This is a genomic window from Corynebacterium sp. (genome assembly GCF_043426755.1).
In the GTDB taxonomy this organism is placed as follows: Bacteria; Actinomycetota; Actinomycetes; order Mycobacteriales; family Mycobacteriaceae; genus Corynebacterium.
Genome location: NZ_JBHWRP010000100.1, coordinates 1 through 11624, shown reverse-complemented (window position 1 = coordinate 11624; position 11624 = coordinate 1). Strand labels below are relative to the sequence as shown.

10 protein-coding genes and 1 pseudogene are annotated in these 11624 nt (G+C 60.7%); 7 read left to right on the top strand and 4 right to left on the bottom strand.

The genetic code is table 11. The annotated features are described in order from the left end of the window. The 4 genes and pseudogenes from ACHFGA_RS10795 to ACHFGA_RS10780 form a co-directional block, all read left to right on the top strand. Positions 1-344: pseudogene (locus ACHFGA_RS10795) on the top strand (hypothetical protein); the annotation flags it as partial. 49 nt (positions 345-393) lie between these two features. After that, positions 394-1422, top strand: a complete 1029-nt coding sequence (locus ACHFGA_RS10790; RefSeq protein ID WP_394282382.1) for an ABC transporter substrate-binding protein — start codon at positions 394-396, stop codon at positions 1420-1422. Between the two features lie 10 nt (positions 1423-1432). Further along, on the top strand, positions 1433-2449 hold the full coding sequence (locus ACHFGA_RS10785) for a FecCD family ABC transporter permease (protein ID WP_394282381.1): 1017 nt from the start codon (positions 1433-1435) through the stop codon (positions 2447-2449). Further along, a complete protein-coding gene (locus tag ACHFGA_RS10780; protein ID WP_394282380.1) occupies positions 2446-3249 on the top strand; it encodes an ABC transporter ATP-binding protein in 804 nt (267 codons plus the stop codon). Before ACHFGA_RS10785 ends, ACHFGA_RS10780 begins: the two co-directional genes overlap by 4 nt. Positions 3250-3333: 84 nt before the next feature. Here ACHFGA_RS10780 and ACHFGA_RS10775 read toward each other — a convergent pair whose 3' ends face one another. The 3 genes from ACHFGA_RS10775 to ACHFGA_RS10765 all read right to left on the bottom strand — a co-directional run bounded on the left by ACHFGA_RS10775 (position 3334) and on the right by ACHFGA_RS10765 (position 6338). After that, on the bottom strand, positions 3334-4260 hold the full coding sequence (locus tag ACHFGA_RS10775) for a hypothetical protein (protein ID WP_394282379.1): 927 nt from the start codon (positions 4258-4260) through the stop codon (positions 3334-3336). Between the two features lie 184 nt (positions 4261-4444). Then, a complete protein-coding gene (locus tag ACHFGA_RS10770) occupies positions 4445-5047 on the bottom strand; it encodes a hypothetical protein (RefSeq protein WP_394282378.1) in 603 nt (200 codons plus the stop codon). Between the two features lies 1 nt (position 5048). After that, positions 5049-6338 carry an amidohydrolase family protein gene (locus tag ACHFGA_RS10765; protein WP_394282377.1) on the bottom strand — a complete coding sequence of 430 codons (1290 nt, stop codon included), beginning with the start codon at positions 6336-6338 and terminating at the stop codon, positions 5049-5051. Positions 6339-6450: 112 nt separating this feature from the next. Here ACHFGA_RS10765 and ACHFGA_RS10760 point away from each other — a divergent pair, with 112 nt between their 5' ends. Genes ACHFGA_RS10760 through ACHFGA_RS10750 form a run of 3 tightly spaced genes read left to right on the top strand, consistent with a single transcriptional unit; the run spans position 6451 to position 9831 of the window. Further along, the gene (locus ACHFGA_RS10760) at positions 6451-7935 is read left to right on the top strand and encodes a peptide MFS transporter (protein WP_394282376.1); all 1485 of its coding nucleotides are present in this window, start codon (positions 6451-6453) and stop codon (positions 7933-7935) included. 51 nt (positions 7936-7986) lie between these two features. Then, positions 7987-8973, top strand: coding sequence for a trimeric intracellular cation channel family protein (locus ACHFGA_RS10755; RefSeq protein ID WP_394282375.1), 987 nt, complete (start codon positions 7987-7989; stop codon positions 8971-8973). Positions 8974-9003: 30 nt separating this feature from the next. Beyond that, positions 9004-9831, top strand: coding sequence for a serine hydrolase domain-containing protein (locus tag ACHFGA_RS10750; RefSeq protein ID WP_394282374.1), 828 nt, complete (start codon positions 9004-9006; stop codon positions 9829-9831). A gap of 10 nt (positions 9832-9841) precedes the next feature. On the opposite strand, the gene ACHFGA_RS10745 is transcribed toward ACHFGA_RS10750, so the two are convergent. Continuing rightward, positions 9842-11320 carry an NAD-dependent succinate-semialdehyde dehydrogenase gene (locus ACHFGA_RS10745; RefSeq protein WP_394282373.1) on the bottom strand — a complete coding sequence of 493 codons (1479 nt, stop codon included), beginning with the start codon at positions 11318-11320 and terminating at the stop codon, positions 9842-9844. Positions 11321-11624: the final 304 nt, after the last annotated feature.

Here is an 11624-nt window from a genome sequence, read left to right as displayed (position 1 = left end):
AAGTAGTCCGTGGCATTCCTTTAAAAACGTTGGAACGCATGGGCGTGGAGCAGGACTGGCTGCGCCGCTACCCCTTAGAGGTCTCCGGCGGTCAGCTCCAACGCATCAATATTGCCCGTTCGCTGGATCCGCGCACCCAGTACGTGGTGGCCGATGAGATCACCACCATGATGGACGCGCTGCTCCAAGCCGATATTTGGTCCGGACTTATCGACGAAGTCCAGCACCGCTCGCTGGGGCTCTTGGTCATTTCCCACGACCATGATTTGTTGGGCCACGTGTGTGATCGGGTGGTTGCGCTGGATGAACTGAGCGAAGTTGGCCATGGGCGCACCATTGGGTAATGTTTTGCACATAGATCAATTGAACGATTGAATTAAAGGAGTTCGTTTCGTGTCTCGAGCACAAAAATCCATCCTCGGCGCGATCACAGTCGCCACCGCCATCAGCCTGGTGGCCTGCGGGGGCGAGGCTGCAGACAATAGCGCGGCCGGATCGTCGGAAAGCGCTGCAGACTTCGAGCCGGTGACCATCGATAACTGTGGTACCGAATTCACGGTGGAAACTCCGCCGCAGCGCGCGACCACCATGGAGCAAGGCGCGACCGACACCTTGCTGATGATCGGCGCTGAGGATCAGATTGCAGGCCATAGCCACCACAAGTCCTACCCGCCAGAAGGTTTCGAGGAAGCCACCGAAAATCTCACCGTGATCAGCGATGAGCCGGCGAACTCCGAACAGCTGCGCGCGGCAGACACTGACTTTATCTTCTCGCCATTCGGAACCTCGTGGGAAGAGGCTGGTGCGGGTACGCGCGAAGAATGGAGCCAGCTGGGCGTACCTACCTATAACAACAACACCGAGTGCCGCGACTACGGCGAAAACAAGGGCAAGGGTCAGTTCGAGCTGTTGGAGCGCGATTTCACCGAGCTTGGCCAAATCTTCGGCCAGGAGGAAGGCGCGCAGCAGCTGATCAAGCAGCAGAATGAAGCGCTGCAGGATGCCGCAGACACCCAGGCGCCAGAAGGCACCACGTTCATGATGCTTTACTCTGCGTATGAGTCTGATCCTTATATTGCCGGCGGCCCATCCATCGTCAGCGAAATGGGCGAGAAGTTTGGCATGACCAACGTGTTCGCAGACGTCGACGAAGAGTGGCCCACGGTCTCTTGGGAGGCCATCGCTGAGGCCGACCCAGACGTGATCATCCTGGGCGACTTGGCGCTGCGCGGTTCCCCTGGTGACACGTGGCAAGAAAAGGCCGAGATGCTGGCATCCACCCCGGCCGTGCAAAACCTCGACGCTGTGAAGAATGAGCGCTACGTCATCATCGATGGTGTGACTACCTCCGCCTCCGCGCGCTCCCACGAGGCGATCGTGGAGATCGCCAAGGCACTGCGCGACGGCGTGCTCGACAAGTAATCCAGCATCGATGAAACGTGCCGTCCTTACCGGGCTGATCGGTGGCATCATCCTGCTTATCGTCATGGTTGTGTCCATGACGATGGGGGTGAGCTCCGTCAGCTTGGCCGAGATCCGTGGCTGGGCCACCCATTCCACCGGGCTGTTTATAGATCCCGCCTTCCCGAGGCCTTCCACCCTGCGCGAATCCATTCTGGTGGACTTGCGCCTACCGCGCGTGCTCATGGCTGCACTTGTGGGCGCGATCCTCGCGGTATGTGGTGTGGTCATGCAGGCGATTACCCGCAATGACCTGGCGGAACCCTATCTACTAGGTATTTCCGCAGGTGCATCGACCGGTGCTGTCGTCGCCCTGATCTTCTCTTCCTGGCAGTGGGGCATTGCCGGCGGCGCGGCAGTGGGCGCGCTTCTGGCCTTCGCCGTCCTGATGGGCCTGATTGGCGGGCGAGCCGAAGACGCCACGCGCCTAGTTCTTACCGGCGTGCTGGTCGGCTTTCTTTTCGACGCTCTCACCCAGCTGATCACCACCGCCTTTGGCGACGCTGACGCGACCCGCAGCGCCCTATTCTGGCTGCTCGGCGTGTTGGGCGCCGCCCGATGGGACAGCCTGATCATCGTCGCGATCGTCGGCGCCATTGGCTTAGCGATCCTCTGGGCCCTCGCACGCTACCTTGACGCCATGGCCCTAGGCGGCGATATCGCCTACACCATGGGCGTGCCCGTCAAAGCGGTCAGTTACGTGGTGTTGATCGTCGTGAGCCTCCTGACCGCCGCCACCGTCTCCGCCGTAGGCGCCATCGGCTTCATCGGCCTGATCGTGCCGCACGCGGTGCGCATCATAGTCGGCCCCAAGCACGGCTCCCTGGTCCCTTTGTCCGCGCTGGTCGGCGCAATCTTCCTCGTGATCGCGGACGCATTCGCCCGCGTGGCCTTCGCACCCCAAGAGATCCCCGTCGGCGTGATCACCGCCCTGATCGGTGTGCCCCTGTTTTTCGTCGTGCTGCGCCGAAAGGACCGTCAACGATGACCATCACCGTCCGCGACCTCGCCGTCACCTACGGCACAAAAACCGTGGTCAGCGACATCTCACTCGACTTCGACACCCCCGGCGTCTACGGCATCGTCGGCCCGAACGGTGCCGGCAAATCCACCTTGATGCGCGCCATCGCCGGTGTCCAGGACTTTTCTGGCACGGTGCTTTACGACGAACAACCATTGCGTTCTTATACAAGATCCGAACGCGTGGAAGTCCTCTCCTATATCGCCCAGTACTCCGGTCCGCCGATCTCCATGACGGTGCGCGATATCGTCACCCTCGGCCGCACCGCTGGAAAAGGCCTCTGGGGTGGGATGACTGATACGGACGAAGAGATCGTCGATGAGTCGATGAGCCACACCGATGTGACCAGTTTGGCCGACCGGCCCTTGTCTCAATTGTCGGGCGGGCAGGTCCAACGCGTCATGCTGGCGCGCGCCATGTCACAACAGGCCAGCCACATGTTGTTGGATGAACCCAATAACCACCTTGACCTGCAGCACCAATACAACCTGATGAGCTTGCTCAACCATTTCGCCCGTGAGCACGGCGTGATCATTTTGATCGCCATCCACGATATTGCGATGGCTGCCAGGTTCTGCGACTCCGTTGCACTCATCGGTGAGGGCGGAATCCTATTAGATACCGGCCCGGCCGAAGAGATCCTGAACCCCGAGGCGTTACGGGATGTTTTCGGAGTCCACGCGCAATTGGTCACGGCATCCTCAGGCCGCGTGTTACTCGATGTTGAAGGAACCACCCTAAAAACCTGGGGCCCGCACTTGTCCTAAGCCTTGGATTGCGCTTTTCGGCCGACAAGTTGGGGGATTTTTGGAGAATCCGCCCGTTTTGTCGGCTGAATGTGCTTTTGTGCCTTAGGCGGCCCGGCCCAAGCGATCGAGCCTCTGTATCCACGAATGCCAGCGCCACACGGGAGCCCATTCACGTCGCGGGGAGCCACCTTCCATGACAGCGATGGCATCCTCAACCATGTCCAGGCAGCGCTCCAGCTCTTCATCAATGCATTTCGCAGTGAACTGGAGAACAACATAACCATTGAGGGCGGCATCGTTGAGCTTCCAGGAATCCTTGATGTGCGCCTTCTCCCCGGCAGGAGTAGAGAGGTCGCGGTGATATTTGAACGCCCCAATCTCGATCAATAGCCGTTTGAACCTTTTGCTCTGGAAGTCCCACATATAGGGGCCAATGAGCACGTTTTGTTCAAAGTCGAGGCCCCTGCGCTTGAGGGCGTGAAAGAATCTTCGCTCGGTCTTACTGTCCGTGCCAATGGAAAGCGTTGAAATGTACGCGCGAAGATCTTTAGGCACGTGCCCCATCCACGATAAATGCAGTTCAAGGTTGTGCTTGCCTTGTTTCTTTGCGTAGGCGCTTTCTAGGAAGTCGGCCAAATCGTGCGCGGAGATCTGCTCCTTGGCATCCCACGCTGCAACAACCGGTGGGACGATCCGGGTCTGGCCATAGTTCGTGGCAACCGTGTGCCGGTATCCGCGCACGTGAAATTTAGCGTTTGAACGGGTTTTCGCGGTCCTGGGAGCGCGAAAATGCAGCGGGTAGGTGAGACGGGCCTGGTGGTAAAACTGGTAGGCCGAGACCCCGGTGAGTGCCCATTCAGGATGTATGCACAGAAGCGCGGCCGCGAATTCGTCCGCACTCAGTGTCCCCAGGACATAGAAGCCGTGGTCGAGCTTTGTGATCTCACCACTTCTCAAACGAGCCCGAAACGCTCTCACCCCGATGCCCAAATGAGCGCACAATTCTTCCCGTGAATAGATTTTTCTCATGTTTCCCCCGAAACGTTGATCACTGCCCTCTTAATCTAACTGACAGGCTCGGTGCATGCCGGTCAAGAGCACAATCGGCCGACAAATCCAGCGATTTCTGGGAAATGGGGGAGATTTGTCGGCCAAATCGTGCGAGGGGGCGCGAGAGGGGCGCGAAGGGGGCGCGAGAGGGCGCGCGCAAAGGTTAGTACGCGTAGATGAAGTGGTCCACGGGGTCCTCATAAAGCGGGGAATCGCGCCGGGCTTGGGCCACGCGCCTCATGCCGCGCTTCTCATAGAAGGGCCAGGTGCACAGGGAATCGGTGTACAAATAGAACTCGCCGGCCTGCTCAGAAAATTCCTGGAAGAGTGCCTTGCCAACGCCGGTGCCACGGGTTTCAGCACCAACCACGAACAAAATCACCTCATTGTCCGGCTCAATATTGCGGGAGAGCATATCGCGCATCAGGCCCACAGACACGATCATCTCGGTCAGCCAGTCCTTAATACCAGGCCATTCGCGCACAAACACAGGCGCAATGCGCGCCAAGTCCCTTACTATCGCACCCAGCTTTCTCAACCGGCCCGGCAGAACGGGATCCCCTTTAATACGGCCGAGCAATAGTCCGGCAGGCTTATCGTCGATAAGCGCAACGCGAAAATGCGTGGCGCTCAAGGTGGCGGAGTTGAGGTAAATGTCTAGGAACACACCAACGCGCGAGCTGAAGCGGTGATCGACGTGAAAACCTTCGTTGATCAGGTCGAAGACGAAGGGCGTGTCGGAGGGTTGGAAGTCTCGAATCTGCATATTAGGCCCAGGTTACCTCTGCTGGCTTCGTGCGGAAGATCTCGCGCCCCTTGTGCATGGAATAGACGATGGTGGAGCCCTGGCGCAGCACCTCCTGCTGGGTGGCGGCGTCGATGATCACAAGGGAAGCGTCCTTGCCAGGCTCGATGCCATAGCGATCAGTGATGCCCAAGTTATAGGCGGGGTTAGTGGTGATGAAATCCAGGCAGGAATCCATGTGCTGCGGGGTGAGCATGTGGGAAACGTGCAGGCCAGTATCGACGATGCGCATCAAATCCCCATTGCCCAAAGGATAGAAAGGATCAGCCATGGAATCCTGACAAAACGCCACCGGGATAGCCTGCTCCGTCAGCTCGCGCACCGGGGCCACGCCGCGCGGAACAGGGTTCTGCCAACCGCGGCCCTGCAGGTGCAGATTCTCATTCGGGCACACGGCAAAAGTGACCTTCGATTCGCGCAGCTTCGGCAGCAGGCGCTGCATATAACCGGGGTTGTAGTAGCTCATCGCCACCGCGTGGGAGACGTTGGCGTGTTCCTGCATGGACCTTTGAGTGGTCTCGGCGGCCATGACCTCCACGAAGCGGGACTGCGGGTCATCGATCTCATCGCAGTGGATGTCCACCCGCGCGCCAAACTTCTCGGCGAGGTCGAAGGCATGCTTCACGGACTGGGTGCCCAGCTCGCGCGTGGGCTCCAGGTGGGGGATCCCGCCGACCACAGTGGCCCCGCGCTCCATCGCCTGCTCCACCAGCGCCGCTCCGCCCTCGTAGGCGTACATCCCGTTTTGGGGGAAGGCGACCAGCTCGATAAACACCTGATCTTTCAGGTCCTCGCGCAGCTGCACCAGTGCATCCAGGCCGGCAAAGGTCGGGTCGGTGACGTCCACGTGGGTGCGGATATAGCCCACGCCGTGGCTCATCGCAGACAGGGCGGCCTGCTTGGCATTGTTGTAAATCGTTTCCTGTTTGTGCAGGCCACCGTCTTTTCTCTCGCCCCAAATCTCAATCGCCTCAAACAGCGTGCCGGAGTGGTTCGGGCGCGGTATGCCGTTGGTGTTCGCGTAATCAAGGTGCACGTGCGCCTCGATGAACTGCGGCGCAACAAGGCGGCCGGCGGCGTCGATAAGCTTGCCCGAAAACTCGACCTGGGGGCTGGGCGTATTTTCGTCCCCGACCTGCGGGTCGCGCGGGGTCTGCTCTCGCGATTCGCTTATCGACGAGATCCTGGTCCCTTCGATACTGATATCCCAGAGGCCATCGTGCTTGGGTAGGCGGGCGTTTGTGATCAGCATGGCGGGTCCTTTCGCGCGAGGGGTGTTTAGTAGGCACTGTAGCGAAAAGTGTGTGGGGTGGCGGGCGTGTGAGGAATAGGCCTTTTAATGATTGAAGAGTAAATATTGAGGAATGAGTAGTGTGATTGATCCGTCCACGCGAGCGGGCGGCGAAGAGAAGCGGTTCTTTGGTCAGCCGTGGGGGCTCGCGAATCTGTTCGGCGTGGAGCTGTGGGAGCGTTTCAGTTTCTACGGCATGCAGTCAATCCTCGCGTTCTACCTCTACTATTCCGTCAGCGAGGGCGGACTGGGGATGAGCGAGGCGCAGGCGCTGTCGATTGTCGGTGCCTATGGCGGGCTCGTGTACATGTGCTCGCTGGTGGCGTCCTGGGTGTCCGACCGCATCCTCGGCCCGGAGCGCACTTTGATGTGGTCGGCGGTCATCGTGATGGTGGGCCACATTCTGCTCGCGGTGATCCCTAGCTACCTGGGCTTGGCGCTCGGCCTGGTGTCCATTGCGCTGGGTTCCGGTGGTGTGAAGACGTCGGCCCAGGTGGTGCTTGGCCAGCTGTACTCGCGCGAGGACCCTCGTCGTGACGCCGGCTTCTCCATCTTCTACATGGGCGTGAATATCGGCGCCCTGTTCGGCCCGCTGCTGACCGGCTGGGTCTTCGGCATGGCCGGGTTCCACTGGGGCTTTGGGCTGGCGGCGGTCGGTATGGCGATCGGCCTGCTGCAGTACCTGGGCATGCGCAAAACGACGATTAAAGAGGCCGGCCATAAGGTGCCTAACCCGCTGCCGGCTTCCGACTACTGGAAGTGGGGCGTTGGAGCCCTTGTGTTGGTCGTGGTTGCTGTCGCGCTGATCGCCACGGGTGTGGTGCGCGTGGAGTGGCTATCGACGATTACTGCCATCATTGCGGTGGCTGCGATCGTCGTGCTGCTGGTCCAGATGTACAACTCTGAGCTGACCACCCCGCTGGAGAAGTCGCGGCTGGTGGGCTACATCCCGCTGCTGATCGGTGGCATTGCGTTCTTCGCGATCTTCCAGTCCCAGTTCACCATCCTGGCCGTGTACTCGGACCAGCGCTTGGACCGCAACTTCTTCGGTATTGAGCTGCAGCCGGGGCAGGTGCAGTCCTTCAACCCGATCTTCATCATCATTTTCTCGGGCGTGTTCGCCGCGATGTGGACGAAACTGGGGAAGCGCCAGTGGTCCTCGCCAGTGAAGTTCGGCGTGGCCAATATCATCATCGGCTGCTCGCTGTTCTTCTTCCTGCCCTTCGCTGGCGGCGGCGAGAACTCCACGCCGCTGTGGGTCGTCGTGTGGATCCTGTTCCTGTTCACCATGGGTGAGCTCTTGCTGTCGCCGGTGGGCAATAGCTTAGCGACGAAGGTAGCGCCTCAAGCTTTCGAATCTCGCCTGTTCGCCGTGTGGCTGATGGCCGTATCCGCTGGTACCGCGCTGTCGGGCACCCTTGGCGGGTTCTATGACCCAACCTCTGCCGATGCGGAGCGCGCTTTCTTCATCACCATCGGTGTGCTGGCCATCGTGATCGGGCTTGCACTGATCGCGGTGCGTTCCTGGGTGCTGAAGAAGTTCGTCGACGTGCGCTAGCCCGCAGACCACTTCGTGCCACCTTTCGGCGGCACCCTTACACTGGTATGCGTGGAAGATCTCGCACCTAACGTTCAAGCTCTGTATCGATTTCTTGACCTCGCCGGCGTATTCCTCATGGGAATCGTCGGCGGTACTATTGCGCGCAAGCGCAACTTTGACATCATCGGGTTTTTATTCCTCTCGCTATTTACCGCACTGGGTGGCGGTATTTTGCGCGACATGATGATCGGCCAGGGGACAGTGGCCGCCATGGCGAACGAGGAATACCTGATCCTCGCGTTCGGCGGCGCGCTGGTCGCGGCGCTCACCGATTTCAAAGGCAAACTGTGGGAACTGTTCAAGTTCCACGCCGACGCCATCGTCCTAGGCTTTTGGGCCGTCACCGGCTGCGTGAAGGCGCTGAGTTATAACCTGCCGGTGGTCGCGTGCGTGTTCATGGGCGTGGTCACGGCCGTCGGCGGTGGTATGGTCCGCGACGTAGTCGTCGGTAGTGTCCCCAGCATCTTCACCTCCCAGCAGCTTTACGCGGTGCCGGCCCTGGTGTCGGCGGTGTCCATGGTCATTTTTGACGCCTTCAACCTGAACCTCCTGGGCATGGCAATCTCACCACTTTTCGCCATCGCCTTGGCCATGTTGTCTTACTGGCGCGGCTGGTACATCCCCGCGCGTTCGGATTTCGCCCCGGTGAACATGACGGCCTCGCAGGTGCGCGAGTTGATGAAGCTGGCAGAAGACCGCGGGCGCCGCGTCGGCAGGCGCATCGAGCCTTCGCGTGTGCGCAGCTGGCGTCACGAGCAAATGGAGAAGGACCTGCGGCGACGCAAGAGCCGCGCGGGTGACCAGGAGGCAACACAGAGTGCCGATCAGGCCGAAAAGACCGCCGCGGAGGAACGCCAGGAGTTCGAGGACGCATTGGACGTCTTGCTTGACGACGATGCCCGCACCGATTCGGGCGAACAGTGGACGCTGGGCACGGGGGATCGTGACGACGAAGATACCGACGACCCAGAAGGCTCAGGCAAGGACAAGGACTAGGCGCTTTAGGGGCAGGCTAGGATCGTGGGCATGGATCTTCACAAGCACCTCGAATCATGGCCACCCGACAATGTTGCCGCGGCGATCGTCGGCACGCACGAGGCAACTTACGGTGACCAAGACCGCGTCTTCGAGCTGATGAGCGTGACCAAGCCTCTGGCCGCGTACGCCTTTTTGATGGCGGTGGAGGAGGGCGTGTTCGAGCTGGACACCCCGGCCGGGACTGAAGGCTCGACGGTGCGCCACCTACTCGCGCACGCGTCTGGCGTGGCGATGAGTGAGATGAAGGTGCGGAAAGGCGTGGAGGAGCGCCGCATTTATTCCTCCGCCGGCTTCGAGTGGCTGGGCTATATCGTGCAGGAAGAAACCGGCATGTCCTTCCAGAACTATGCGCGCGAAGGCATATTCAAGCCGCTGGGGATGAAGGACACGGAGATTTGGGGCTCGCCGGGGCACGACGGGCGCTCCTCGGTTACCGACATGACCCTGTTTCTGCAGGAGCTGCTGGAGCCGAAACTGCTTGCGGAGCAGACCGTGCGCGAGGCCTTCACCGTGCAATTCCCGGACCTGATCGGCATCGTCCCAGGCTACGGCATGCAAAAACCCAACCCGTGGGGGCTGGGCTTTGAAATCAAAGGCGAGAAGTCACCGCACTGGACCGGCGACAACATGCCCGCCGATACCGTCGGCCACTTCGGTATGCGAGGCTCCTACGCGTGGCTGATCCCCGCGTGGAGCGAGCACGAACTCGCCGGCACCGGCATGGTCTGCCTCACCGACGAAAAGTTCGGCGACTGGGCCAAACCTTTGTGGCAAGAGACGAACACGGCGCTTATCGACGAGATGCTGGCCAGCTAACGCGGGCCGACTAAGCGTACGGGTCCTTGAACCCGATGTACTGCAGCTCTGTGTACTCCTCGATGCCCTCGGCGCCACCTTCGCGGCCCAGGCCCGAGTGCTTGACGCCGCCGAATGGTGCTGCGGCATTGGAGGTGACACCCACGTTGTAGCCGACCATACCGAACTCCAAGGCCTCGGAGGCACGGAACAAGCGGCCCGAGTCCTTGGTGAACACATAGGCGGCTAGGCCGTACTCGGTGTCGTTGGCCATTTCGTAGGCGGACTCTTCGTCGGCGAAGGTGTAGATCGGGGCGACCGGCCCGAAAATCTCCTCGTTGAACACGCGCGCCTGGGTGGGCACGTTGGTCAGCACGGTGGGTTCGAAGAAGAACCCGTCGCCCTCGATGCGGGATCCGCCCACCGTGGCGGTAGCCCCTTGGTCCAGGGCGTCGTCGACAAGCTCCTGCACGTTATCCACGGCGGACTTTTCGAAGAGCGGGCCGACATCCACACCTTCGTCCAGGCCGTTGCCCACGTTCAGTTTGCGGAAGCGGTCAGCGAGCTTCTCGGAGAACTCCTGCGCGATGGACTCGTGGACGATGAGGCGGTTGGCGGCGGTGCAGGCCTCGCCGATATTGCGCATCTTGGCGGACATGGCACCGTCGACGGCGGCGTCCAAGTGGGCGTCGTCGAAAACGAGCAGTGGTGCGTTGCCGCCCAGCTCCATGGAGGTGCGCAGCACGTTATCGGCCGCGCCCTTGAGCAATTCCTTACCTACGGCGGTGGAGCCGGTAAAGGAGACCTTGCGCAGGCGCTTATCGGCCATCAGCGGCTCCGAGATGGAGGAGGCGGAGTTGGAGGCGACGATGTTGAGTACGCCTTCTGGAAGTCCGGCCTCGATCATGGTCTGGACGAAGTACTGCGCGGTCAGCGGGGTGAGCTTTGCGGGCTTGAGCACCATCGTGCAGCCGGCAGCCACGGCGGGACCGACCTTACGGGTGGCCATGGCTAGCGGGAAGTTCCATGGGGTAATCAGCAGGCAGGGGCCGACCGGCTTGCGTTGGGTGATCACGCGGTTGCCGCCTTCGGGGATCTCGAAGGTCTCGCCCTTGAGGCGGACCGCTTCCTCGGAGAACCAGCGGAGGAATTCGGCGCCGTAGGTCACCTCGCTTTCGGCTTCGGCGTAGGGCTTGCCCATCTCGGCGGTCATTAAGGTGGCGAAATCTTCGGTGCGCTCGATGACTAGCTCGTAGGCGCGGCGCAGGATCTCGGCGCGCTCGCGTGGGGCGGTGCGTGCCCAGTCCTTCTGCACGGCGCATGCGGCATCGAGGGCTGTAACGGCGTCCGCGGAGGTAGCCGAGGCCATGGTTGCTAAGGTCTCGCCGGTGGCGGGGTTAATCACGTCGAAGGTCTCACCGGTGGAGCCTTCGCGCCACTCGCCACCGATATAGAGGCGGGTTTCTACCTTGTTAACGATCTCTTTCACATTCTCAGTTCGATTGCTCATGGGCCCCACCGTACGCGCGTCGCGACGAGTTCGTCAGGGCACTTGTCGGGCAGATTCCGTACACTAAACCTCAAGTGAAGGTTTAATAAACGGGGGATGAAGTGCAACTTTAGGGTTGCCGGTGGGGTGCGAGTGAAGCCAGAATCGAAACCATAACAGTGAGATTATTGAGGCCGTTGGGGAAGACGAACCTCGTCTCACAGAAACACATCCCGCCATGCTTCGTGCGGGATGTGGCATCTGTGCCTACATTTTTACGGAGGATCCCCACATGACCACCACTTTGGCCGCACCTGCCCCCGCG